Source organism: Gardnerella sp. DNF00497B, assembly GCF_049262725.1.
Classification (GTDB): domain Bacteria; phylum Actinomycetota; class Actinomycetes; order Actinomycetales; family Bifidobacteriaceae; genus Bifidobacterium; species Bifidobacterium leopoldii.
Map to the genome: position 1 here is coordinate 563,467 of NZ_CP058400.1, position 26,148 is coordinate 589,614.

At 44.0% G+C, this 26,148-nt stretch carries 23 protein-coding genes; 22 read left to right on the forward strand and 1 reads right to left on the reverse strand.

Annotation, left to right across the window (positions count from 1 at the left end):
• Positions 1-3: 3 nt before the first annotated feature.
• The 4 genes from pyrF (HXT26_RS01965) to pyrE all read left to right on the forward strand — a co-directional run bounded on the left by pyrF (HXT26_RS01965) (position 4) and on the right by pyrE (position 3,811).
• The gene (gene pyrF / locus HXT26_RS01965; protein ID WP_116442757.1) at positions 4-1,047 is read left to right on the forward strand and encodes an orotidine-5'-phosphate decarboxylase; all 1,044 of its coding nucleotides are present in this window, start codon (positions 4-6) and stop codon (positions 1,045-1,047) included.
• Positions 1,048-1,141: 94 nt separating this feature from the next.
• On the forward strand, positions 1,142-2,038 hold the full coding sequence (locus HXT26_RS01970) for a dihydroorotate dehydrogenase electron transfer subunit (protein WP_004106407.1): 897 nt from the start codon (positions 1,142-1,144) through the stop codon (positions 2,036-2,038).
• 5 nt (positions 2,039-2,043) lie between these two features.
• The gene (locus tag HXT26_RS01975) at positions 2,044-3,045 is read left to right on the forward strand and encodes a dihydroorotate dehydrogenase (protein WP_004119039.1); all 1,002 of its coding nucleotides are present in this window, start codon (positions 2,044-2,046) and stop codon (positions 3,043-3,045) included.
• Positions 3,046-3,118: 73 nt separating this feature from the next.
• A complete protein-coding gene (gene pyrE, locus HXT26_RS01980; protein WP_004106403.1) occupies positions 3,119-3,811 on the forward strand; it encodes an orotate phosphoribosyltransferase in 693 nt (230 codons plus the stop codon).
• On the opposite strand, the gene HXT26_RS01985 is transcribed toward pyrE, so the two are convergent.
• Complete coding sequence (locus HXT26_RS01985) at positions 3,787-4,176, reverse strand: YccF domain-containing protein (protein ID WP_004106402.1); 390 nt, start codon at positions 4,174-4,176, stop codon at positions 3,787-3,789. The genes pyrE and HXT26_RS01985 overlap by 25 nt on opposite strands.
• A 117-nt stretch (positions 4,177-4,293) precedes the next feature.
• Between HXT26_RS01985 and HXT26_RS01990 the strand changes: the two genes are divergently transcribed.
• From HXT26_RS01990 to HXT26_RS02075, 18 genes are all read left to right on the forward strand, one after another.
• Positions 4,294-5,490 carry a zinc-ribbon domain-containing protein gene (locus HXT26_RS01990; protein ID WP_004106400.1) on the forward strand — a complete coding sequence of 399 codons (1,197 nt, stop codon included), beginning with the start codon at positions 4,294-4,296 and terminating at the stop codon, positions 5,488-5,490.
• A 92-nt stretch (positions 5,491-5,582) separates the two neighbouring features.
• Complete coding sequence (gene efp / locus HXT26_RS01995; protein WP_004111770.1) at positions 5,583-6,146, forward strand: elongation factor P; 564 nt, start codon at positions 5,583-5,585, stop codon at positions 6,144-6,146.
• Positions 6,147-6,313: 167 nt separating this feature from the next.
• The gene (gene nusB, locus HXT26_RS02000; protein WP_004106395.1) at positions 6,314-6,796 is read left to right on the forward strand and encodes a transcription antitermination factor NusB; all 483 of its coding nucleotides are present in this window, start codon (positions 6,314-6,316) and stop codon (positions 6,794-6,796) included.
• A gap of 288 nt (positions 6,797-7,084) precedes the next feature.
• Positions 7,085-8,296 (forward strand): glutamine-hydrolyzing carbamoyl-phosphate synthase small subunit, encoded by a 1,212-nt coding sequence (gene carA, locus HXT26_RS02005; protein WP_064340539.1) that lies wholly within the window; start codon positions 7,085-7,087, stop codon positions 8,294-8,296.
• Between the two features lie 51 nt (positions 8,297-8,347).
• On the forward strand, positions 8,348-11,743 hold the full coding sequence (gene carB, locus HXT26_RS02010) for a carbamoyl-phosphate synthase large subunit (protein WP_004119051.1): 3,396 nt from the start codon (positions 8,348-8,350) through the stop codon (positions 11,741-11,743).
• Positions 11,744-11,746: 3 nt separating this feature from the next.
• Positions 11,747-12,658: an orotidine-5'-phosphate decarboxylase gene (pyrF, locus tag HXT26_RS02015; protein WP_004106386.1), complete on the forward strand. Its 912-nt coding sequence runs from the start codon at positions 11,747-11,749 to the stop codon at positions 12,656-12,658.
• 15 nt (positions 12,659-12,673) lie between these two features.
• Positions 12,674-13,282, forward strand: a complete 609-nt coding sequence (gene gmk / locus HXT26_RS02020) for a guanylate kinase (RefSeq protein ID WP_117009017.1) — start codon at positions 12,674-12,676, stop codon at positions 13,280-13,282.
• Positions 13,283-13,364: 82 nt separating this feature from the next.
• On the forward strand, positions 13,365-13,649 hold the full coding sequence (gene rpoZ / locus HXT26_RS02025) for a DNA-directed RNA polymerase subunit omega (protein WP_004106383.1): 285 nt from the start codon (positions 13,365-13,367) through the stop codon (positions 13,647-13,649).
• Between the two features lie 139 nt (positions 13,650-13,788).
• Positions 13,789-15,006 carry a methionine adenosyltransferase gene (gene metK / locus HXT26_RS02030; RefSeq protein WP_004106381.1) on the forward strand — a complete coding sequence of 406 codons (1,218 nt, stop codon included), beginning with the start codon at positions 13,789-13,791 and terminating at the stop codon, positions 15,004-15,006.
• A 72-nt stretch (positions 15,007-15,078) separates the two neighbouring features.
• Positions 15,079-17,535 (forward strand): primosomal protein N', encoded by a 2,457-nt coding sequence (locus HXT26_RS02035; protein WP_422112056.1) that lies wholly within the window; start codon positions 15,079-15,081, stop codon positions 17,533-17,535.
• A 22-nt stretch (positions 17,536-17,557) separates the two neighbouring features.
• Complete coding sequence (locus HXT26_RS02040) at positions 17,558-18,751, forward strand: shikimate dehydrogenase family protein (protein WP_422112057.1); 1,194 nt, start codon at positions 17,558-17,560, stop codon at positions 18,749-18,751.
• Positions 18,752-18,858: 107 nt separating this feature from the next.
• A complete protein-coding gene (gene rapZ, locus HXT26_RS02045) occupies positions 18,859-19,707 on the forward strand; it encodes an RNase adapter RapZ (protein ID WP_100066601.1) in 849 nt (282 codons plus the stop codon).
• Between the two features lie 272 nt (positions 19,708-19,979).
• Entirely contained in the window at positions 19,980-20,927 is a 948-nt protein-coding gene (gene whiA / locus HXT26_RS02050) for a DNA-binding protein WhiA (RefSeq protein ID WP_004119060.1), read from the forward strand.
• An 858-nt stretch (positions 20,928-21,785) separates the two neighbouring features.
• Positions 21,786-22,991 (forward strand): phosphoglycerate kinase, encoded by a 1,206-nt coding sequence (locus HXT26_RS02055; RefSeq protein WP_174143329.1) that lies wholly within the window; start codon positions 21,786-21,788, stop codon positions 22,989-22,991.
• A 163-nt stretch (positions 22,992-23,154) separates the two neighbouring features.
• Positions 23,155-23,961, forward strand: coding sequence for a triose-phosphate isomerase (tpiA, locus tag HXT26_RS02060; protein WP_422112058.1), 807 nt, complete (start codon positions 23,155-23,157; stop codon positions 23,959-23,961).
• Positions 23,962-24,022: 61 nt separating this feature from the next.
• Complete coding sequence (secG, locus tag HXT26_RS02065; RefSeq protein WP_004119067.1) at positions 24,023-24,271, forward strand: preprotein translocase subunit SecG; 249 nt, start codon at positions 24,023-24,025, stop codon at positions 24,269-24,271.
• 140 nt (positions 24,272-24,411) lie between these two features.
• Positions 24,412-25,239, forward strand: a complete 828-nt coding sequence (locus HXT26_RS02070) for an HAD family hydrolase (RefSeq protein WP_415688449.1) — start codon at positions 24,412-24,414, stop codon at positions 25,237-25,239.
• 270 nt (positions 25,240-25,509) lie between these two features.
• The gene (locus HXT26_RS02075) at positions 25,510-26,031 is read left to right on the forward strand and encodes a hypothetical protein (protein ID WP_410297042.1); all 522 of its coding nucleotides are present in this window, start codon (positions 25,510-25,512) and stop codon (positions 26,029-26,031) included.
• Positions 26,032-26,148 lie beyond the last annotated feature (117 nt).

Consider the following 26,148-nt stretch of genomic DNA (forward strand, 5'->3'; position numbering starts at 1 on the left):
ATTATGGACGAACTTATTGAAGCGATTGCAACCAAGCAAAATCCTAGCGTAGTGGGCTTGGATCCTAAGCCTGGAATTGTTCCTGCCGAAATTATTAGCTCTCTTGCGGACGAAGTTTTGCAAGAAGTAGAAGGCGAGGATGCGCTGCCAACGCTTTTAGCTACAGCTTATTTTGAGTTTAATCGTGCGATTATTGACGCGGTTTCGGATATTGTGCCGGCAGTAAAGCCGCAAATCGCTATGTACGAGGCGCTTGGTCCTGCAGGTATCGATACTTACGCAATGACCTGCGAATACGCAAAATCGCAAGGATTAGTTGTAATAGGTGACGCAAAGCGCGGAGATATTGGCTCTACAGCTGGTCAGTATGCGGCTCATTTAAGCGGCTTCGCTAATCTTTCTGCATATTTTGAAGACGAAAATGCGACTGATAACGCACTGCCACAATCTCTTAAAAATCTTCTAAAAAGCTCTAAAAATCTTGACGTTTGGCATGAAGATTCGCTTACAGTAAACCCTTATATGGGTTCGGATGGAGTGAAGCCTTTTATCGATGAAGCATTAGCGCACGATAAAAGCATTTTTGTGCTGCTTCGCACTTCGAATCCTTCTAGCAAGGAGCTACAGGAGCTTATTTTGCAAGATGGCAAGCCAGTGTATGAGCATATGGCTGATTTGATTGAGAACTGGGGTGCTTCAAGCATTGGCAAGCACGGTTATTCAAGAGTTGGCGCAGTTGTAGGTGCCACGCATCCGCAGGAGGGCAAGCATTTGCGCGAGATTATGCCGCACACTTTCTTCCTTGTTCCAGGCTATGGCGCTCAAGGCGGTACAGCTCAAGATGTTGCAGGAATGTTTGATGCAAATTCTGAAGGCGCTATTGTAAATTCTTCGCGCGGTATTATTGGTGCTTGGAAAAAGTCTGAAGATTACGCTAAAAATCAAGGTCATATGTCTTTCGATGACATTCTTGATATTGTGCGTGATTCTGCAGCTGTTGCTGCGAAAAATATGCGTGACGACTTGCGAAATGCAGTGTATCGCTAGAATGTATAACTAAAATAAATATAACTAAAAATATAATTAAAATTAAAAATAAAACGCAACGGTACAAAACACATACAAGGGTAGGGGAAACCACATGAGTGATGGCATGTTTATTCCAACGCGAAAAGCCTCTGGAAACGCCATAATTACGTTACGTGAAGACGCTTTTGATTCTTCCGGCTCAAGTTCTGCAGACGAAAGCAATAATGCAAAATATTCGCGCCTTTGGGGGCGCAGAGCTGTAGAAGTACTCAATAATGAGAAGCTAGACGAAGGCGTGTACCGTTTAACTTTGCGAGATTCTGAGATTGCTAAAAAAGCTGCTCCTGCGCAATTTGTGAACTTGTATTCCCCTGATCCAACTGCTATGCTTCCGCGTCCTTTTGGAGTTGCAAGCGTAGAAGGCGATACTTTTACTTTGATTTTTGCTGTGATTGGCAAAGGCACTGCTAAGTTTGCTGAGCTTAAACCAGGAGATAGCATTGACGCTCTTGGACCTTTGGGACTTGGCTTTAATATTTCCAAACCTGCACATTATGTGTTGGTAAGTGGCGGCTTGGGAGTGCCACCTATTTTGTGTGCTGCTCAAGCGCTTTCAAAGCGTGAAGATTCTAGCGTAACGGCAGTGCTTGGCTACCGTAACAAACGTTTTGCAGATGATTTAACGAAAGAATATATTTCAGACGTACACAGTATTACAAATGCTGAAGGAACTGTTATTACACTTCTTGACGAACTTGAAAAAGTTAAGCATTTTGATTTCGACGACGATTTGCCAACTGTTATTTTGTCTTGCGGACCTTTGCCTATGATGAAAGCTGTAGCTCACTGGGCACATGAAAGAAATATTGAGTGTCAGCTCAGTTTAGAAGCGCGTATGGGATGCGGATACGGAACTTGCGTTGCTTGCGTTGTTGACACTTTGGAAGGCAGGCTGAAAGTTTGCAACGATGGTCCTGTTTTTGATGCGAATCGTTTGGGTTGGGAGTAAAAAATATGAGTGCTGTAAATAATGCCGAAAATAATTCTGTAAATAACGCAAATTCCGTAACAAATTCCGCTGAAACTTTTGGTTTTGACACTAGCCACGTTTGGAAGCACCCAACTCAAGTCGCAGGCGTTAAGTGGAAAAACATGGTTGGAACTGCTTCTGGAACTTTCCAGCTTGCAGCTTGCCGACGCTTTTACGACGTAAGCCAACTCGGCGCAATTTGTACAAAAGGTGTTTCTCCTGTTCCGTGGGAAGGAAATCCTTCTCCGCGCACTGCAGAATCTCCTTCTGGAATGGTAAACGCAGTTGGATTGCAAAATCCTGGTGTCGACCATTATTTAGTAGACGAGTTGCCGAAACTAAAATCCATGGGAGCGCTTGTTATTACTAATGTTGCAGGGCACAGTGACGACGATTATGCGCAAGTTGTTGAAAAGCTTGCAGATTCTGCAGCCGACATGCTTGAAATTAACGTAAGCTGCCCAAACGTGACTCACGGCGGAATGAGCGTTGGCACTGATCCGGTTGCATTGCACCGCTTAATTAAGCGTCTTCGCGCAATGACAAGCAAGCCAATGATTGTAAAAATGACGCCAAATGTGACGGATATCGTTTCGATTTGCAAAGCTGCAGTTGATGCTGGAGCGGATGCTTTAAGCATGATTAACACGCTAGTTGGTTTGCGAATTGATATTCGAACAGGCGAGCCTATTATTGCGAATCGCACGGGCGGTGTTTCCGGTCCTGCTATTTTCCCGATTGGACTTGGGTTTGTGTGGCGAGTGCGTCAAGCTATGCCAGATATTCCAATTATTGGCATTGGCGGCATTGATTCTGGCGAAAAAGCTTTGGAATACTTGTATGCTGGCGCGAATGCTGTAGAAGTTGGTGCTGCTGCTTTGGTGGATCCTACTGCTCCTATTCGCATTGCTCGCGAGCTTGACGATTTGCTTGATTCTCGTCCAAAGCTTGCGTCTTTACTCGCTGAAGGCAAAACTTGGCGCTGAAATTAAGTATTTAAAAAGTATTTAAAAAGTATTTAGAAAGTATTTAAAATCATTTTAAGAAAGAGAGCTAATTATGGCAGAATTAGACGAACGTTTTACAAAGTTTTTGCTTGATTCAGGTGCGCTTAAATTTGGTGACTTTACGCTGAAATCTGGTCGTCAATCACCTTATTTTATTAACGCTGGTGCTTTTGACGACGGCATGAAAATCGCAAATCTAGGCGCATACTACGCTGAGCGCGTTGTTGCAGCAATCGAAGATGGCAAACTTCCGCAAGATATCGACACTGTTTTCGGCCCTGCTTATAAGGGTATTCCGTTGGCAGTTTCTACGGCAATGGCTTTGACGAATAATCACAATATGCCTGTTGGTTTTACTTTCGATCGCAAAGAGCGAAAGGATCATGGCGACGGCGGAATTATGGTTGGAAAACCGTTAAAAGACGGCATGAAAGTTCTGTTAGTTGACGACGTGATGACTGCTGGAACTGCAGTTCGCGAAACTTTGCCAAAGCTTAAAGCGGAAGCAAATGTGCAAGTTGTTGGCTTGATTTTGGCAGTAGACAGAATGGAACGCACGAAAGACAGCGAGCTTTCTGCAGTAAAAGCAGTAGAGCAGGAGTTTGGCTTCCCAGTTTTGCCAATTGCAAACGTGCGCGAAATTTTCGCTGCAGCAAAGCGCTTAGTTAATGCTGACGGTAAGCCAGTTATGGATGAGGAATTAGCTTCGCGTGCTGCAGATTACTTGCGTACGTATGGTGCGTAATTATCCTCTACAATTTCGGAACCAAACGGCCACAACGCAAGTTTTGCCATTTTGAAAGATTGTATGCCAAATGGGATGCCAACAATTGTGCAGCAGCAAATGAATCCTGAAACGATATAGCCTAATGCAAGCATTGGCCCAATGAAAAATACAATCCATAGTATGTTCCAAATTGTGCTAGTGCCGCCTTGGTAAATAACATGTTTTCCAAATGGCGTGAGCGTGAGCTTTGCCATTTTGAATGCTTGAATACCGAATGGTATGCCAATAACGGTTATGCAAAGGAGGAAACTTATAAATAACCAGCTTGCAGCAATGAAAAGACCGCCGAATATCAGCCACACAATATTGCCAAGAAGTTTCATAAAAGTAGTATATAAGTTTTTTCAGTTTTAATGAAGTATGATTTTTGATAAGTGATTTATTGTAAGCGGGTTGTAAAATAATGCGTTGCAATAGATGCATTTGTTTAAAGGAAGAATATGTTCTGCACGCAATGTGGTAATAAAAATGATGATAATAGCAAGTTTTGCAATACTTGCGGAGCGCTTTTAGAAGTTACGTCAACAGTCGAGCCGTCAATCCAAAGTCAACAATACGAATTGCCTACTAACGAAGCGCCTACTACTGTATTTCCTGCGCAGGAAGCTTTATCGGATAATCTAAACGTTTTAGGTTCTCCTATTATGGGTTCTTCGAGTGAACAGCCTTCTATGAATAATTCACCTTACGTACAAGGCGAAGCTCCGGCTAATTATTCTCATTCAGAGGATGATAAGCGCAAGAAGAAAGTAATTATTACTTTAATAACCGCTATTATTGCTTGTGTTTTGGTTATAGGTGCTGGTGCATGGTGGTATGTAAATAGTGCGCGAACAGCTCAATCAAATAATAAAACTGAATTACAATCATCAAAATCAAAGAATAATAAATCTAAGCAGCATGTTCTAACCAATGATGATTTAGATTCAGACGATGAAGATAGTGATACTAGCAGCGATAAGGATAACGCTATTGGCGCGAGTGAAAAGCTCAATACCAAAAAAATCAATAAATTAGTAAGCAATTTTGCTTCAAATAATAGCGTATCTGTAGCGATTTCTGGCAAGAAGGGCATATTGTATGAGTCTTCTAATTCTCGTAAAACATTCCCTGCTGTAGGTTTTTATTTCCCTGTTGTTCTTTATACTAAGGATAATCCACAGCATGATTATGAAGATAAGTGTGAAGATGTTATTAAGGCAATGAGTAATGACTCCGCTAATGAGCTTTTAGATGATCAAGGTGGCATAGACGGATTAGATCAATGGCTGTCAGATAATGGCTATGCAAATACATCTTTTACTCGCAAATATGGTGATGTTGATGCATCGAACGATGGTCACGAAAATCTTACTTCTTCTCATGATGCTGCGATGATGCTTTCAAAAGCTATGCAAAATTCGACTATTGCCAATGCGACGGGTTACGATATTTCTGCTGATGGCGTGAACGTTCCAGACGGCATAGAGGTTATGGCTCATCGTGGTCAAGGAATTAAGAATGTTTATAACTATTTCTTGATTCTTAAGAAGGGCAAGAATAGGATCGGAGTGTCTGTTTTAACAAAAAGTGCAGATAAAGATGACGTTGCTGAATTTGTTTCAAAACTGTTGAATTTGTTGAAAAATAATCTCTAAATATATTAAGTTGACGCTTTGTGGCATAATAAGCAAGGTTTATTTCTTAGCTGCTTAATTTGCAGCCTATTAGCGAAAGAAACGGGTAACTCGTGGCACAGACTACCAATGATATTAAGAATGGATCGGTTTTGAACCTTGATGGTCAGCTTTGGACCGTCGTTAAGTTCCAGCACGTGAAGCCAGGCAAGGGTCCTGCTTTTGTGCGTACCACCATTAAGAACGTGCTCTCGGGCAAGATTGTCGACAAGACTTTTAATGCCGGCATGAAGATGGAGTTCGAGACCGTTGATAACCGCACGTTGCAATATTCATACGAAGATGGCGACAACTTCGTCTTTATGGATATGACCACTTACGACCAGGTTTATATTCCTAAGGTTTTGGTTGGCGAGCAGAGCAAGTATTTGCTTGAAGGCACCGACTGCATCGTAAGCTTCCATGATGGCACTCCTTTGAGCGTTGAGCTTCCAGCTTCCGTGATTTTGACTATTACTCACACTGAGCCAGGCTTGCAAGGCAATCGTTCTAACGCTGGTACTAAGCCTGCAACTGTGGAAACCGGTGCTGAAATCCAGGTTCCACTCTTCGTGGGTGAAGGCGAAAAGGTGAAGGTCGACACTCGTGACGGCTCTTACCTTGGTCGTGAAAACTAAAGAATTAATTATCTAATTAAAATAATTAGTTATCTAATTAAATTAGCTATTTATTTCTCAATAATTTTTATAGAGTGACCCGGTGGCGATTATTCGTTGCTGGGTCGCGTAATTTTTGATACAACTTTATTAAGTAATTTTTATACGTTACACAGAAGGGCGTTACGATGGCACGTTCTACCGCTCGTAAAAGGGCTTTGAATACGCTGTATGAGGCGGATGAGAAGAATCAGCATATTCTTTCTTTGCTTGAGGAGCGAGTTAAGGAGCCTGGCGCTCAAACTCCGCTCCCAGAGTACGCTATTGAGATTGTTCGAGGCGTAGGAGAGCGACGTAACAGAATTGACAAGACGCTAAACCGCTATTCGACTGGCTGGAAAGTTGGCAGAATGGCTGTTATCGATCGCAATATTTTGCGCATTGCAGTTTGGGAAATGCTTCTTAATGATGAGATTCCAGATAAAGTTGCTATTGACGAGGCGATTGCGCTCGCAAAAATGTATAGCGATGACGAAGCTATTGCGTTTATTCACGGCTTACTAAGCGCGATTATGGCAGATAAAGACGCTTGCTTGGCAAAGTTTAATGGCGAATCTTCTCCTGAAGACGCTGCTACGGAAGAGTCTACGGAAGAAGCTGCTGCTGAGTAACGTCTCATTTTGCATGTTTTGAGACCCTCGCGCAGAATGCTTACTGCGTTAGTGTCTCTAGTTGATAGTTTTGGGACACGCGTGCAGTAGTCGCTCGCGCGGATTACGCGCTCGCTTACGAAACTCGCGTTGGAAGTCCACCGGACTTCCAACCTGAGCGAGTTTCCGCTCCGAGTTGCTTTCGCGCGCGCAATGCTGCGCTCAAGCAGGTCGTCGCGCCGGCGCGTCGCCCGTCCGCCAACCTGAGTAGACTTACCACGAATATCCTAAAGCCATAAGGGGGTTAAGGTGGATTACAGCGACACCTTTGCCGGATTCGGCAGTGATGATGCAGTATTGGTGTTGGAGGATGGTCAGGTTTACGTTGGTAAGCCTTTTGGTGCGCAAGGTTCTACGCGCGCTGAGATTGTGTTCTCCACGGGCATGACTGGTTATCAAGAAACATTAACTGATCCAAGTTATGATCAACAAATCGTAGTTCAAACATTCCCACACATAGGTAATACGGGAATAAATCACGAAGATCCAGAATCTGCCCACATTTGGGTTGCTGGTTACGTAGTTAAGAAGCCAAGCCCAGTAGTTAGCAATTGGCGAGCTGAAGGTTCCTTGGAAGACGATTTACAAAAGCAAGGTATCGTTGGCATTAGTGGTATTGATACTCGAAAGCTGGTACGTCATTTACGCTCGGTAGGCGTTATGCGTGCCGGCATTTTTTCTAATAAGGCCCTGGTTGATCCGTCAACCGGGGCTTTTCGCACCGTCGCTTCTTTCGTTGACGAAATTAAGCAAACTCCTCAAATGCAGGGCTTGCGTTTAACGGATGAAGTCAGTACTAAAGAAACGTACACGATTGAGCCTTGCGGTGATTTTGAAGGAAAAGATCCACTTTACACTGTTGTAGCAGTCGACTTTGGTATTAAATCTATGACTCCTCACCGTTTGGCTGAGCGCGGCTGCCGCGTGCACGTTGTAAGCTCCTCAATAAGCTTCGAATCGCTGCAAGCGCTTAACGCAGACGGCGTATTCTTCTCGAATGGTCCTGGAGACCCTAGCCAAGCAAATCGCGAAGTTGAGCTTTTGCGCAAAGTTTTGGATGCAGGTTACCCGTTCTTTGGTATCTGCTTTGGAAACCAGTTACTTGGTCGCGCGCTCGGCTTTGGAACTTACAAGTTGAAGTTTGGTCACCGCGGTATTAATCAGCCTGTAAAAGACGTTACAACCGGAAAAGTGGAAGTTACGGCTCACAATCACGGCTTTGCTGTGGACGCACCTCTTGACGGTCCTGTGCAATCTCCTTACGAAAACGGACACTTTGGTCGCGTGCTAGTTTCGCATATTGACTTGAACGACAACGTTGTAGAAGGCTTGCAATGCCTTGATATTCCAGCGTTCTCGGTGCAATATCATCCGGAAGCTGCAGCAGGACCGCACGACGCTTCCTATCTATTTGACCGTTTTGTGCAATTGATGCGCGAAAACGCTCGAAAAAGCAAGTAATACTCGAAAAAGCAAGTAAGATTTTAAGATTTACGGAAAGAGAAGTTTACTATGCCAAAACGTACTGATATTAAGTCGGTTATGGTAATTGGTTCCGGTCCGATTGTTATTGGTCAGGCTGCAGAATTTGATTATTCCGGAACGCAGGCTTGCCGAGTTCTTCGCGAAGAAGGTATTCGCGTAATTTTGGTCAACTCTAACCCGGCTACTATTATGACCGACCCGGAGCTTGCGGACGCAACATATATTGAGCCAATTGACACTTCGATTTTGGAGCGAATTATTGCGAAGGAGCGTCCGGATGCGCTTCTTCCAACGCTTGGTGGTCAAACTGCGCTTAATGCTGCAATGGATTTGGGTCGTGCAGGAATCCTAGAAAAATATAACGTTGAGCTTATTGGTGCTTCTTTGGAAGCAATCGACCGCGGAGAAGACCGAGAGCTTTTCAAAAAAGTCGTTGAAAAAGCCGGAGCTGAGTCAGCAAAATCCTTTATTGCTCACTCAATCGAAGAAGTAGACAAAATTGTTGAAACTTTAGGATACCCGGTAGTAGTACGTCCAAGCTTCACAATGGGCGGCTTGGGCTCTGGTATTGCTCATAACGAAGAAGAGCTTCACCGCATTGCAGGAGCTGGCATTCACTATTCTCCAACAAACGAAGTGCTTATTGAAGAAGGCATTGAAGGCTGGAAAGAGTTTGAGCTTGAACTTATGCGCGACGCAAAAGATAACGTCGTAGTTGTTTGCCCAATCGAAAACGTCGATCCTGTAGGCGTGCACACTGGCGACTCGATTACAGTTGCTCCTTGCTTTACGCTTACAGACCGCGAGTATCAGAAGATGCGCGATATCGGTATTGCTATTATTCGAGGCGTTGGCGTCGATACTGGCGGTTGCAATATTCAGTTTGCAATCAACCCTCAAACTGGTCGCATTATCGTCATCGAAATGAACCCGCGCGTGTCCCGTTCTTCCGCGCTCGCATCTAAAGCAACCGGCTTCCCAATCGCAAAAATCGCAACGAAACTTGCTCTCGGCTACACTTTGGACGAAATTCAAAACGATATTACTCGTTCAACTCCTGCAAGCTTCGAGCCAACAATCGACTACGTTGTAACAAAGATTCCGCGTTTTGCTTTCGAAAAGTTCCCAGGAGCAGATACCACGCTTACAACTTCCATGAAGTCTGTCGGCGAAGCAATGGCTTTGGCTGGAAACTTCCAGGAATCCCTTGGAAAAGCAATGCGCTCAATCGACAAGCGTCACTCATGCTTTAGCTGGGATGGTGAGCGCCCGAGCAAGGAAGAAGTTAATAAGCTTCTTGAAGAAATGCATACTCCAACCGAGCATCGCTACTTGCAAATTCAGCGCGCGCTTTGGGGTGGGGCAACGCCGGAGCAGATTTTTGCAGCAACAAAAATCGACCCTTGGTTTGTAGAGCAGCTGGCTCAAATTAACGAGACTGCGCTCGCAGTTCGTGAAGCTGAAACCTTAACTCCTAAAGTTTTGAAGCGCGCTAAGCTCGCTGGTCTTTCGGACGTTCAAATTGCGCATTTGCGTAATCTTGGCGACGAAGGCGAAAACATGGTTCGTGAGCTTCGTTGGGCTTACGGTTTGCGCCCTGTTTACAAGACTGTTGACACTTGCGCAGCTGAGTTCGACGCAGCAACTCCGTACTACTATTCTTGCTACGCTGACGAAAGCGAGTTGAAGAAGCGTGATCGCGAAGCTGTGATTATCCTTGGTTCTGGTCCAAACAGAATCGGTCAGGGTATTGAGTTTGATTACACATGTGTTCACGCTGTTCAGGAATTGGGCAAGGATTACGACACCATTATGGTCAATTGCAATCCTGAAACAGTTTCTACAGATTACGACATGTCTGATCGCCTTTACTTTGAGCCTCTTACTTTCGAAGATGTGCTTGAAATTTACGAAGCAGAAAAGAAGCTTGGACCTGTTAAGGGCGTGATTGTGCAGCTTGGTGGTCAAACGCCACTTTCGCTTGCCGCTCGTCTTAAGGCTGCAGGAGTTCCAATTTTGGGAACGACTCCTGAGGCTATTGATTTGGCTGAAAACCGTGAGCTTTTCGGCGAAGTTCTTCGTCAAGAAGGCATGAACGCTCCTCGATACGGCACAGCGTTAAGTCTTGAGGAAGCAAAAGATGCAGCTCACGCAATTGGCTACCCAGTTCTTGTGCGCCCAAGCTACGTGCTCGGCGGTCGTGGCATGGAAATTGTATATGACGATGCTCAACTTGCAAAGTATGTTGATCGCGCATTGGATGAGGCTCGAGCAGACACGGTTGTTTCTGGCAGATTGCCTTCGCCACTTTTGATCGATAAGTTCCTTCAGGACGCTATTGAAATCGATGTTGACGCGCTTTACGACGGTAACGAGCTTTATATTGGCGGCATTATGGAGCATGTTGAGGAAGCTGGTGTGCACTCTGGTGACGCTGCTTGTACTCTTCCTCCAAGCACGCTTTCGGACGATCAAATTCGACGCCTTCGCGAGGGTACGCTTTCGATTGCTCGCGGCTGCTCAGTTCGCGGTCTTATCAATGTACAGTACGCTTTTATGGCAAACACTTTGTATGTAATTGAAGCAAATCCTCGAGCGTCTCGTACTGTTCCGTTTGCTTCTAAAGCTACTGGCGTTGCTCTTGCTAAAGCTGCTGCTCGAATTATGGCTGGTGAAACCATTGCACAGCAGCGCAAGCGTGGACTTCTTCTCCCGCAAGGCGATGGCGGAGATATTCACCCAGGTCAGCAGGTTGCTATTAAAGCTTCTGTGTTGCCGTTCAAGCGTTTCCGCACTCCTGTTGGTCGTACGGTTGATATTTTGCTTGGACCAGAAATGCGCTCTACTGGCGAAGTTATGGGTTTTGATCGCGACTTCCCTCACGCTTTTGCTAAGAGCCAGCTTGCAGCATACAAGGGCGGTTTGCCTACCAGCGGCAACGTGTTTGTGTCCGTAAGTGATGCAGATAAGCGACAACTTCCACTTCTTGCAGTGCGATTAGTGGAGCTTGGTTTTACGATTTGGGCTACTGAAGGTACAGCTTCTGTGCTTCGTCGTTATGGCATTGATTCTGTTATTGTCGATAAGCTTTCTAGTCAGGGCGACACGGCGAAGGATATGCCAAATAGTGAGAAAGCGAACGAAAGAATCGGTAAGAATGTTGTAGAGCTTATCGAAAATGGTAAGATTGACATGGTATTAAATACGCCGAATTCAAGGGGATCGCGCACTGATGGTTATGCCATTCGTGCGGCAGCTGTAGCAGCTGATCTTCCACAATTCACTACTATTACCGAATTTGCACCAGTATTAATGGCTATTGAAGCTGTTAAGAACAACGATTATCAGGTGATGAGTATACAAGAACATGCTCAGCAGCTGTTTGCAATTGAACAGGCAGAAAGTCAAGAAAGTCGGGCTTAATACATGACCGAGAGCATTCGTGATCAAGAAGTGCAGGCGCAACGATCCGATTTTGGTTTGCGTTTGAAGAACGCTATGGCAAAATATGGACCATTGTGTGTTGGAATCGATCCTCATCGCAAAATGCTGCTTAATTGGGGATACAACATGGATGCTCTTGGAGCTGAACTTTTTTCTATGCGAATGCTGCAAGCTATGAATGGTAGGGCAGCGGCAGTTAAATTCCAATCCAGCATGTTTGAGCGCTACGGTTCTAAGGGTTTCGCAGCACTTGAGCGTGTGCTGTATGCCGCTCGTCAAATGGATATTATTACTATCGTTGACTGCGGTCATGGAGGATTGTCTACTACTATTTCTGCGCTTGCAGACGCATATTTTAAGCCTGGAGCTCCGCTTCTTGCTGATGCTATTACTTTGCTTCCCTATTATGGCGCACGTTCTATGGGCGGCTTAATTAACGAAGCTCTTAATAACGGTCGCGGTGTTTTTATTGCGTCTCTAACTTCTAATCGCGAAGGCGCAAGTTTGCAAACTGCTATTAGGCAGAGCGGAACTTACCGCGGAACTACTGTAGCTCACGGAATTGCTCAAACAGCTCAAAGTTTTAACAATAAAACTAAAGGAATGGGTTCTGTTGGTTTAATTGTTGGAGCTACTATTGGCGACTGGATGAACGGTGGTGGAATTGACGTAACCAGTTTTACTGGTCCAATTCTTTCTCCTGGTTACGGGTGGCAAGGTGCAGAAGCTGACGATTTAAAGCGTGTTTTTGCTGGTACACATGGTAATGTATTGGTAACTGTTTCGCGTTCGATTGCGTCGCATGGTCCAAATATTGGTGAACTTTCGGCTGCAACTGAACGCATAGCATTGGATATTCGTCAGGCTCTTGTTGATTCAGGCGAATGTGTGTAAACGAGGGGTAAGCAAATGGGTGCCACGGATGAGGCTGCAGTTTCGCAGTCTAGACGTCGATTAATCGTATTAACGGGTCCTACTGCGGCTGGTAAAGGCACAGTAGAAGGCATACTTCGTGAGAAGCATCCTCATATTTGGCTATCTGTTTCTGCTACCACTCGTGCGCCTAGACCTGGTGAATTTAATGGTATTCACTATTGGTTCTTGGATGAAGAAGAATTTGAGCGTCGTAAGCGTAATGGCGAATTCTTGGAAACCGCGCTAGTTCATGGCATGGCTCATTATGGTACCCTTCTTCAGCCTGTTTTGGATCATCTTACGCAAGATATTCCTACTTTGCTGGAAATAGATTTGCAAGGAGCTAGGCGCGTAAAACAAGAGGCTGCTCGTCTTGGATTAGAAGTTGTGTACGTGTTCATTGCGCCTCCGAGCTTTGAAGAGCTTAAGCGTCGTCTTATTGGTCGTGGTACTGAAACTTCTGAGCAGCAAGCAAAACGTTTGGAAACTGCTAAAGTTGAGATTGCTGCAGCTAAAGAGTTCGATGTTGTTATTGTGAATGATAATGCTGAGCGTGCTGCAGATGAACTGTGGAATGTTATTGCAAGCGAATACGACTTATAGTTAAAACTTACGCAATATCCAATCGATAGCATATAATAAGCCTTTTGGAACTATTGTAGCACCATAGAATTTGGAGAATATTATGGCATTAGGCACTCAGCCAACACCTACTGGTCTTGCGAATCCACCGATTGATGATTTAATGCAACATGCGGATTCCCAGTATGCGCTTGCCTTATTTGCTGCAAAACGAGCACGTCAAATTAATGCTTATTTTACTCAGCTTAATGAAGGTTTGCTTCAAAATGTTGGCCCACTAGTTGAGTATCAAAATCAAGAAAAGCCTTTAGCTATTGCTTTCCGCGAAATTAATGCTGGATTGCTTGAAGAGACTCTTGGTGAGGACGACTTAAGCGAAGGTAATTAATAAGCCTTGCTAATAAACGTCTTTATGGGTATTCGCAGTCGCGTATCATCCGTGCTCAATAAAGCGGATGCACGGCTGCGTTTTTCGCTTTATTTAGCCTATATTTAGCCTTTATCGACTATGAACTTAAGGGGGAAATGTGGAAGAACGTAAATTAATTTCTGCAGAATCTGTAACTGAAGGTCATCCTGACAAGTTATGCGATCAAATTGCTGACGCTATATTGGACGATATGCTTCGTCAGGATTCTCATGCGCATGTTGCTGTAGAGGTTTGTGCTTCCGTTGGTCAGTTCGTGGTTTTTGGTGAAGTGCGTGGTGAAGTTTATAGCGATATTCCGGGAATTGTACGTCAAGTTGTTCGTAATGTTGGCTACACGAGCTCCACAATTGGTCTTGATGCTGATTCTTGTGGTGTTATGGTTTCTTTAACTGAGCAAAGTGCGGAAATCAATCAAGGTGTTGCTAGGTTGGATGCTTCTTGTGAGAGTGCATCTTCTCGTGAGGAGCGCTACGCTGCTCAAGGTGCAGGCGATCAAGGTGTTATGTTTGGTTACGCTAGCGACGAAACAGATACTTTAATGCCTTTGCCGATTTATCTTGCTCATCGTTTAGCTCAAAAGCTTGCTAAAGTTCGTAAAGATGGCACTGTTGCGCATTTGCGTCCGGATGGGAAAACTCAAGTAACGATTGAGTACGATTCCAAAGGCACGCCTAAACGTTTGGATACTGTGCTTATTTCTACTCAGCATGATCCAGAAGTTTCTAGAGACTGGTTACAAGATCAGCTTGTTGAGCATGTTGTTAAGCCTGTGTTGGACGAAGTTCTTGCTCAAAAAGTTGCGCACGATTCGTACCGTATGCTTGTAAACCCTACTGGTTCTTTTGTTTTGGGAGGCCCTGCTGCTGATTCGGGCTTAACTGGTCGAAAAATTATTGTTGACACTTATGGTGGTGCTGCTCATCATGGTGGTGGAGCTTTTTCCGGTAAGGATCCTAGTAAAGTTGACCGTTCTGCAGCTTATGCAGCTCGCTGGGTTGCAAAAAATATTGTGGCAGCTGGTTTAGCTCATAAGGCAGAAGTTCAAGTTGCTTATGCTATTGGTATTGCTGATCCTGTAAGCGTAAACGTAGAAACTTTCGGAACTGAAGCTGACGGTATTACGCGCGCAGATATTGCGCGTGCTGTGCGCGAAGTATTTGATTTGCGTCCGGCTGCGATTATTGACGAGCTTAACTTGCTTCAGCCAATTTATGCTCCAACTGCAGCTTATGGTCATTTTGGTCGTATGGATGTCAAATTCCCTTGGGAAGAAACGAATCGTATTGAGCAATTGAAAGATGCGCTAAAAAAGTAGTTTTATTGATAAATTTTGCTGTAAAATAACAGTAATTATGTGATGTAATTCAAGTAAAACTAAGGGTTATTTATGGCAGAGCAACCTTCGCTAGACGGCTTAGCGCGTAAAACAAGACGTAAGCGCAATGCTGTTTCTCTAGTGCCTGCTAATGAATGCCCTATTGCGCATGTGATGCTCGATGTTCAAGCTTCACATTTAGGTCGTACTTTTGATTACTTGATATCGCAAGATCAAGATGAATCTGCTCAGCCTGGGGCGTTTGTACGCGTTCGTTTTGGAGCCCAAAAACTCACTGGAGTTATTTGGTCTCGTTCTTCGCATACTGACACCCCTCATGCTGCTTTAAGATTTTTAGAACGAGTGTTTCCTTCAGATGTTTTGCTTTCTAAATCTTTGCGAGACGATATTGACGCCATAGCTAAAGCTTATGGTGGAACTAGCTCAAATATTTTGCGTATTGCTGTGCCTCAACGCGTAGCTCGTGTTGAGCATGAGGAAGTTTTTGACAACATACGCTTGCAACGCAGAAAACAGTGGCGTGAAAATCTTAAGAAGCGTTTGCAAAACGATAACAATACAAACCCAGGTTACGCTACAACTTCTCGCATGATTTATGATTACGAAAATGCAAATATTTTATACAATGCATTAATCAAAAAATCTATTGACGCAAGTTTTAGTGAAAATAAAGCAGAAAATCAATTAGTCAAGCAAGCAGAAAATAATTCTTCTCAATCTTTTATTGTAGACGCTTTACCAGGTTCTTGCCGGCTTGCACAAGATTTAGCGTGGATGATTGTCACTGCTTTAAGCGCGTGTAAGCAGGCTGTTGTAGTTTTGCCGACGCTAAGAGAAGTCAATGATGTAATGCGCGCGCTAATGGTTTATGGCTTAAAGCCATATAAGCGCGTAAGTGAGAATCATCGTGGTTTTTCTGCTGGAAGTTTTGATGGCGATGTCGCTCGACTTTGTGCTGCGGATCCTCCAGCTGATAGGTATAGAGCTTGGCGCGCAATCGCGTCCGGAATAGTTCCTTGCGTTCTTGGTACTAGAGCTGCAATGTATGCTCCAGTTGAGGGAGATGCTTTATTTGCGATTGTTGAAGATTGCGCGTACCAATATGCTGATGGCATGATGCCGTATGCTCAAGCGCGTGGCGTTATGCGGCTTCGTGCGAAAAGGCATGGCGGCGTATTTGTGTCAATGTCGTATTCCAGAAGTGCGCTTAGTCAAAGTGAAGTAGACTGCTATATGTCAAATGCGCAAGATGCGCAAACTACTCAATCTGCGCAAAGTGTGCAAGGTGAGCAAGCTGTTCAAACTGCTGAGGCTGCTAAAACTGTTAAAACTGTTAAAGCTATTCAAGCTGCTAAAACAATAAGCGGATCTAGTATACCTGTAAGCGCGAGTAAACTTGCTCGCGAAAAGTTAGTTCCTTGGGTTCGTTGGCTTAATCGTGAAGCTTTACTAAAATTAGCTGACCCAAGCATTGGCGCTCGCATACCGCATAGCGCAGTAAGAGCTATTAACGATGCTCTTTCGGATGGTAAGCCTGTGCTGCTTTCTATTGAGCAAGATGGTGTGACGCAATCGGCTATATGCTCTTCGTGCAAACGTCAAGCGCGCTGTAGACGATGCACCGGGCCTCTTGATGTTGCAAATAGTCAGCAGACAGCACGTTGCTCATGGTGTGGTGCTAGTGCAATAAATTGGTCTTGTTCTAATTGTGGCAGTAGCAATATGCGAGTTATACGAGTTGGCGCTGTTGGCGTTGCAGAAGAATTATCTAAACTATTTCGTAACGTGCCTATTATTATTTCGTCACAACACCAACCGAACGGAATTATCCAGTGCATTGATGAAAAACCTGTAATTGTTGTTGCAACTCCTGGATGTGAGCCTCGCGTACAAACGCAAGACGCAAATTGTAATGGAGAATACGGTGTTGTAGCAATACTTGATACGTGGGTAAGTTTGTACGCTTCAGGGCTTGATTCGCGAATAGATACGCTTAATTCGTGGATGAAAGCTTCTGCTTTATGTGCTCCTAGAGCGCGTGGAGGAAGTGTACTTCTTATTGGTGAAACGTATCCTGTTCTTGCGCGCGCGCTTACATTGTGGGATACGACTCAACTTTCTTGCAATGAGCTTTCAGAAAGAGCTCAAGCAATATTGCCGCCTTGCGTAACTGCAGCATGCGTATGGGGTGCTCGTGATGCGGTTATGCGTGCGCTTGAAAATATTGGTGCAATGCAAGAAAATCTTGGGTGCGAAAGTAGTCAAGATGCTGATTTTTCAGCAATTTCTCCATTATTAGGAATTGTTCCAATGCATCCGCCTGTTACAGACAAATACCAGCATTTTGACGATATTTACGACCGTGTAAAAGCTGTAGTAAGAGTTCCGCTTTATTTAAGACAAGAATTAGTGAACCGATTGCACAAGGAAGTAGCTCGTCACGTAGCAACACGTGCTGCAGGAGAGTTGCGTTTTTGTGTTGATCCAAAAGATTTATTAGCGTACTAACTTACTAATAGGGGAGAGAAAAATGGTAAAAATATATCATTGCGCAGTTTTGGGAGATCCTATTTTGCATTCGCTGTCGCCTGTGCTTCACAACACGGCTTATAAGGCTTTGGGGCTTACGAATTGGCAATATAGTAAGGAAAAAGTAAGCGAAACGGATCTTCACGATTTTATTACGCATCTTGATGATTCTTGGAAAGGCTTAAGCCTTACTATGCCGCTTAAAAAAACCGTAATGAAACTCGGTACACCTTGCGACTACTGGTCGCGCACACTTAACGTGGCAAATACTGCAGTTTTTACTAGCAACCCAGCAGTCGCTTCGCAATCGCAAATAAAGCTATACAACACTGACGTAAGTGGCATATTAATAACATTTATGCAAGCATTACATGAGCGCATATGCGAAGTAAAAAAGGCTGTTATTATTGGCAGTGGCAACACTGCATCCTCTGCACTGGCAGCTTTAATTGAAATTGCGCAAGTGGCAAAGCTTGAGCAAGTGCAAGTTGTTGCTAGAACTGAAGATGACGGTAGTGTAAAAGGCGTTGAACGTTTTAATAATCTTATACAAAAGTATTGCGCTGATTTTCCAAATAAAATAAGCATAGGTCAAAATAATAAAAGCGAAGAAAATGACGCTATGTATGAGCCTGTGCAAGGTATTGAGTTCCCAACAATAAGCGAAGAAGTATTTTCAAAATTTGCAGACTATAGCACAGAAAAATTGAGCGCAGAAAAATTGTCAGAATGTGATAAATCTCTCATTTTGAGATCTTTAAATTCACTAGAAGCTGTTCGTGCAATCGCAGAAGCAGACATAGTAGTAAGCACAGTTCCAGCGCATGTAGCAGATCCAATTGCGCTTGCGTTGAAAGCATACTGTCAAGATAGTGCGCATAATCAAACGAAATTAGGAACATTGCTTGACGTAGTTTACGATCCTCGCCCAAGCATGCTACTTAGTGTATGGCAACAATATGGTTGCGCTATTGGCGGAGAAGAAATGCTTTTGCAACAAGCTTTAGCACAAGTAAGTCTTATGACGATTGACTACAGGCAATCTAAAGAAAATTTTGAGGATTGTGCTGAGACTGGCGCTGAGGATTGTGCTGAGACTGGTTCTGAGCTTGGTTATAAACCTAGTGCTGACAAGGCTAGATATTACGATGACTTAAGTAGTCTCATGCGAAAAGCCTTACAGGAGGCATTATGAGCGATAATACGCAACATACTACGCAAAGTGATACGCAAAGTGATGTGCAACATACTACGCAACGTTCCGCGTCGACTAGCGTACAACTAGCTGACGGATTTGAAGTTATGCTAATTACCGGCATGAGTGGAGCTGGGCGATCGCACGCTGCTAACGCGTTGGAAGATATGGGATGGTATGTTATCGATAATCTTCCGCCAAAACTGCTCATACCGCTAGTAGATATGATGACTTCATCCGGTTCTAAAGTGCATAAGCTTGCTGCTGTTATTGACGTGCGTTCTAGAGGATATTTCGACGACCTGTTTGCAGTTCTTGCGCATATTGATGACCTTGGTGTAAAAACGCGAATTCTGTTTCTAGATGCTTCAGATGCTGTGCTTATTAAGCGTTATGAGTCTGTGCGCAGACCGCATCCTTTGCAGCGCGGCGGCAGACTTATTGACGGTATTCTAGAAGAGCGAGAGCTGCTCAGTCATTTGAAAGATTGCGCAAATATTATTATCGATACTTCTGCACTTAGTATTCACCAACTTTCTACAAAGCTTTACGAAGGATTGCTTGGAAAAGGCTCTTCTACGGTTTCTGTGCATATTTTCAGTTTTGGATTTAAATACGGCATGCCAATGGACGCTGATTTTGTTGCCGATATGCGATTTTTGCCGAATCCTTTCTGGGTTCCTGAATTAAGGGAGCTTACAGGTAAGGATCAAGCTGTGCAAGATTACGTTTTATCGAATCCTGCGGCAATTGCATTCTTAGATTCTTACGAAAATGCGCTTCTTACAGCTATCGACGGATTCGCTAAAGAAGACAAGCATTACGTGACTATTGCTGTAGGATGTACTGGTGGTCAGCATCGTTCTGTTGCCGTAAGTATTGAGCTTGCTAGACGTTTGAGATTGCACGGTTTGCAAGTTACAGTATCTGCAAGAGAGCTGCAGAGAAGATCGTAGTAAGTGAAGAAGTAAAGTAGTGAAGAAGTAAAGTAGCGAAATGCGATTATGAAACTAATCAATTAAAATTAATTAAAAAATTAAGTAAAATTGCGTAAATTATATAAAATATAAAAATCTTGTACTAAAAGCATGTAAAGCATGTGCAAAAACCGGTAAAATGTCCAACGTATTCTGTATCACAGAAAGCCGGGCATGTCGTGTGCCACAGCATCATACAAGTACCCAACAGCACTCATATTTTAAGAAGAACAAAAGTAGGAGGTTGTCCCTTGGCTCTTCTTGACGACGTCAAAAATGAACTCGTTTCAAACAACAATGAGCTCCCGACTGTCATTATGGCTCAAGCTGCAGCAATGATGCGCTTTGCTGGCGGCTTAAGGCCAGTAAATAATCAGGCTGTTATTCGCGCTCAGTTAGATTCTCAGCGTGCAGCTCAGTGGCTTGTTGAGGTATTGAAAACTCATTTCCAGAGGGAAGCAACAATTGCTCAAGTTTCTCGTCAAACTCCTACGGGCACTGTAGTTCGCTATGACGTGGTAGTTGAGCGTGGTGCTGCAGCATTGGCTTTGCAATCTGGTCTTCTTGATCGACGTATGAGAATTGTTGCAGGTCTTGCACCTGAGATTGTTGGTGGAAGTATCGCCCAAATCAAAGCAGCTTGGCGTGGTGCTTTCTTGGCTCACGGTGCTATTTCGGATCCTGGCAAAGCTAGCTATTTGGAAGTTGTTTGCCCAACTCATGAGGCTGCAAATGCTTTGCAAACTATGGCAGCGCGACTTGGCATTAGCGCCAAGGCTCGTCAGGTTCGTAGTTCTGAGCGAGTGACGTTGCGCGATTCTGACGCAATTGAGCGAATGTTGATTTTGATTGGTGCTCCTCGTTCTGCTCGCGAATGGACCGGTAAGCGTTCGGACGGTGAAGCTCGCGGAAAAGCAAACCGTTTGGCTAATTTTGACGATGCGAATATGCGTCGTAGCGCTAAGGCTGCTGCTGAGGCATGCGAAAAGGTTCGTCACGCATTCGATATTTTGGGCGACGATATTCCAGATAATTTGTTAATGGCTGGAAAGCTTCGTCTTGAGCATAGCGACGCAAGTTTGGAAGAGCTTGGGCACTTGGCTGATCCTCCTATTACAAAGGATGCGATTGCAGGGCGAATTCGTAGACTTTTGCAGCTTTCGGCGAAGGTTGAGAAGTCGCGTATGCAGCAGCTTTAATGCTGATTTTGCGTGGTTTGTGTGCGTAACTGTAAAGTTTCTGCCGTTTTTTGGCGTGCAACCGACTTTTTCTTTACATGCGCGTAAAGTTTCTGCCGTTTTTTTGTTTTTGGCTGGTGTTTGGCTGGCGGGTTTCTGGAGTGGTTGTGTGAGATAGGAATTACTAGCGCGACGACCTGCTTTCGCGCTCAGAGCGTAGCGCGCGAAAGCAACTCGGAGCGTGAGCTTGTTCAGACGGAAAGTCCAGTGGACTTTCCGTGCAAGCTCAGCCGAATGGCGATTAGCCATAAGGACAGCGCTCCGCTCTTATACCTTATTTGGACTTAGCGGTTGTGTAGTTAAGTTTAGTTTTTTACTTACTTTTTCTGCAAAAATAGTATTCGTCAATAAGATTATTACTATCGTTCCGCTTTTATATTGCTCGACAAGCAATTCCTATCTCCCACTCGTAAATTCACCCACCGTTGTTTTTGGTGTGGTAGTAGGAGTGCCTGGTTGTAGTGTGTGCAGCAGCAATGGCGCTAGTGTTCTTTAAGCAATAAATACTCAACGTCTGCAGAGCAATACTGTTAAAGTTCACTAAGCAACAAATAATCGCTGTTAGCAAAGCATTACTGCAAAGCTTCATAAGCAACGTTTGCAAAGCATTACTGCAAAGCTACAGACGCAACGTTAGCATAGTACTGGTGCAAAGCTGCGTTGTTCATAGGGATTGTTGAAGATGTGCGGTATAATTGCACCCGGCAATGTGTTGATGTTTGAGGCTGATTTTGCGTTTTGTTGAACGAAGTAAGCCGGCACGGTAAGCCAGTATGTAAGTCAAATATGGTAAGCCAATATGGTTTGGAAAGGATACCAATGAAGACACTGAAAGATTTGGGAGATTTGAGTGGTAAGCGCGTATTGGTTCGCGCTGATTTTAACGTTCCTCTCAAGGATACGACGATTACTGATGATGGTCGTATTCGTGCTGCTTTACCAACCATTAAGGCTTTGCGTGAGCAGGGTGCTAAGGTGATTTTGATGGCTCACCTTGGTCGTCCAAAGGGTCAGGTTGTTCCAGAGCTTTCCTTAGCTCCAGTTGCGCAGCGTTTAGGTGAATTGCTCGGCACAAATGTTGTTTTGGCTGCAGACACTTACGGCGAAGATGCTCAAGCTAAGGTAGCGGCCATGAATAATGGCGACGTTGTTTTGCTCGAAAACGTGCGTTTCAACGCTGAAGAAACCAGCAAGGATGCTTCCGAGCGCGCAGCCTACGCTAAGAAGATTGCTTCTCTTGGCGAAGTATTTGTTTCCGACGGCTTTGGTGTTGTGCACCGCGCTCAGGGTTCAAATTACGATGTTGCTGCCGATCTTCCATCAGCTGCAGGCTTGCTTGTTGAGAAGGAAGTTAAGGCACTTTCTCGCGCAACTGAAAACCCAGAGCGTCCTTTGACTGTTGTACTTGGTGGTTCTAAGGTTTCCGATAAGCTCGGCGTTATTGAGAATTTGCTTTCTAAGGCTGATCGTCTTGTTATTGGCGGCGGTATGGTGTTCACATTCCTCAAGGCTTTGGGCCACGAAGTTGGTACTTCTTTGCTTGAAGAGGATCAACTCGAGAAGGTTAAGGGTTACATTGAAACCGCTAAGAAGAACGGCGTTGAGCTTGTACTTCCAACCGATATTGTTGTGAATGCCGGCTTCCCAGCAGGGGATACTCCAGTTGCTCCAGAAGTAGTTCCAGCAGACGCTATTCCTGCAGACAAGATGGGCTTGGATATTGGTCCTGACTCTCAGAAGCTTTTCCACGACAAGATTGTTGACTCCAAGACTGTTGTTTGGAACGGTCCTATGGGTGTGTTCGAGGTTCCAGAGTTTGCAACTGGTACTCGCGCTGTAGCCCAGGGCTTGGTCGATGCAACTAAGAACGGCACTTTCACCATCGTCGGTGGTGGCGATTCTGCTTCTGCAGTGCGCAACCTTGGATTCCCTGAAGATGGCTTCTCGCACATTTCTACTGGCGGCGGCGCTTCTCTCGAGTTCTTGGAAGGCAAGACTCTTCCAGGTTTGAGCGTGCTTGAGTAAGTAATATTGCTTGAGTAAGTAATATTTACGCGAGCAAGTATAAACTAAATATTTCCGCTTATGCCGACTTTCGATTTTATGAATCCGCTTTGTAAATCGAGGTCGGCATAACACTAATTTGCGCAATACTATTAATCTCAATCGTAAACTTTTAAGGGTGATTATGGTTTCCAAAAGAAAGCCGTTAGTCGCTGGTAATTGGAAAATGAATTTCAACCACCGCGAAGCTACGCATTTTATACAAAAATTTGCGTGGCTACTGCGTGACGCGCATTACGACTATCACGATTGTGAAATTGCACTTATGCCTTCTTTTACTTCAATAAGAAGCGTGCAAGTTCTTGTTGAGTCTGACCATTTGCCAATATTGTACGGAGCTCAAGCTGTTTCTGTTACTGCTCAAGGAGCTTTTACTGGTGATGTTTCTGCAGATATGCTTGCAAGTCTTGGATGCTCAATGGTTATTGTTGGTCATTCTGAAAGACGCAAGTATCATCCTGAAGATGATGCAAATATAGTTGATCAAGTTCGAGCTGTGCTTGCCGCAGGAATGCAGCCAATTCTTTGCATTGGTGAAAGTCTTAAAGAACGTCAACAGGGTGTTGCGCTCGATTTTGCTGTAGGGCAAGTGCATGATGTAACGCGCGATTTGGATGCGAAGCAAGCTAAGCGTTTAATTATTGCGTACGAACCAGTTTGGGCAATTGGTACGGGTATGGTTGCCACGGCTAATTCAGCTCAGGAAGCTGCATTGGCTATTCGTGAAGACTTGCGTGTTACGTTCGGTGACGATGTTGCAGATACTGTCCGTATTCTTTACGGCGGATCTGTAACGTCTTCTAATGCTTCAAGTCTTATCGCGGAGCCAGATGTCGATGGATTCTTAATTGGTGGCGCTTCTCTTGATGCGCAAGAACTTGCTAATATTGTGCGACTAACGGCTGCACAAACACGTTTAGAAACTAAATAAGCTTAAGTGGTCAAAGGTTATTATTAGACTTAACCAGGTACTGTAAAACAGGAGGTTGGTTGTGTCCACTGTGAAGATTATTTTGCAGGTGTTGCTTGTGCTCACTAGCATTTTGCTCACATTGTTAATTTTGATGCACAAGGGCAAGGGCGGCGGCCTTTCCGACATGTTCGGCGGCGGTTTAACGAAGAACGCTGGTAGCTCTGGTGTTGCAGAAAAGAACTTAAATCGTTGGACGGTTATTATTGCATTAATTTGGGTTGCTGTGATTGTGGCTTTAAACTTAATGACTAAGTTCTCGCTCATCTGAGTATTCTTTTTGAAAAGCGCATGGTTGTCAGATTGTGCGCTTTTTGTTTATATGCTTTGTTTGCAGGCTTTGACTGAAAGCTTGCTTCACTGTTTATTTGCCCGTTGTATTCGCCCATTTTATTTATATAAGTGTTTATTATTATGCGTTTTTCTCCTTCTTTAGTAATTGCGGATCTTGATGGCACCATGCTTCACGATGCCGATACTTTTGAAGGGCGCTTTTTAAGCAACGAAACTGTGAAAGCAGCTAAGTGTTTGCGCGAAAACGGAATTCCTCTTGCGATTATTACGGCTCGTCCTGTCGGAAGTGCTTTTGATTTTATTCACGATTTAAATGCTCAAGTTTGTGCGTATCTCAATGGCGCGTTAATCGATTTTGATTGCGCTAATAGCACGATTTCGGAGCTTACTTCTCAGCGTGAAATAAGCACATTATTACGTTTTGGTTTTGATTCTAAGCATGCTTGCGATGTGTGTTTGCGTTTGCTCGATAAAATCCCTACGCTGCGTCTTGGTATTGTTATGAACGACGTTCGTTACACGAATTTTGACGTTCGTATGCTTTGGAGCAAACAGGATTTTGTTATTACCGACTTTTCAAATGTGCCGCGCGGAACTGCAGACAAAATAATTATTGTTCCGCGAGATAGCGAGAAAGAGCAGCTTCAGCGCATTCTTCCGGACGATTTTTCTTTGCATATTAGCGAAGACGTTTTGTGGATGCTTACGAATCCTCTTGCAAATAAGGGGCATGCGCTGAACGTTATTTGCAATCGTTTGGGCGTGAAGCCTAGCCGCACAGTTGTTTTTGGCGACGATGTTATTGACATCGACATGTTCCGTGCCGGTGGTTATGGGGTAGCGGTGTCGAATAGTAATCCGCGTTTGCTTGCGATTGCGGACGAGATTTGCGCTTCCAACAATGACGACGGCGTTGCCAACTGGCTTCAAAACGAATTGCTCTAGCGGCTATTTATTCTAATTATCAAAATCGTACGAATCTTTTGTATACTCTGTACTGCGTGCGTGTACGTTTTTTAACATTTAAAGTAAGTGCGCTATAGCTGTTACTGCGTTGTTGGAGTATATTTGTAAGTGTTGAGAGAAAATTTTGCTTTTGCTATGTTTTTAAATATTGCGAAATGCTGAGAAATATCGCGAAATATAGCGAAGACTGCAAGGTAGCGTTAAGTAGTGCGAAGTTGCGCAAACTAACGCGAAGTAGTGATAAGGAGTATGAAGGTGAAACGTAAGTATAGGCTTGTTTCGGGTTGTTTGGTTGTGGCTCTTGGCTGCATGTGTGGTTTGAGTGCGTGCGGTGAGCCTTCTGCTAGCTATATGCCTTCTAATGGTGGTTTTGAATCTACTAATGCTTTGGATTCTGCAAGCAGTTCTTCCATTTCGAATGACTCCAGTAGTAAAAATTCGTCAGAAAATGTATCTCTTAAAGAAGTAGCTAAAAAATGCAACTTCGAGCCATTGAAATCTGATGAAAATGATTATCTCTTTGATGCAGTTCTTATAGGAGACCAAGATGCTTCTGGAGAAAAATTTAAGAAAGATTATGCTTGTGCAATAAAAAATGTTAATCCTGGAGACCCAGTTGCAGAAAAATTTAGCGATAAGTTAGAATCTTCAGATATCAATTCTATTTCTGTTAATCTTGAAAACTATGACAAATATATGCCACCATATTTGGGTAACACTTATTACGTATACCCTACTTACGAGGGTATAAAAATAGTAAAACTTAAATAAGCATTTTTTATTAGCAAATCATCCGTTTGATGTCAAAAATATTATTGAGTTAGTTTCGTATTTCATAATATCGACATCAGCCATTGATTATTAGATTTTTATATGTATAAATAATGG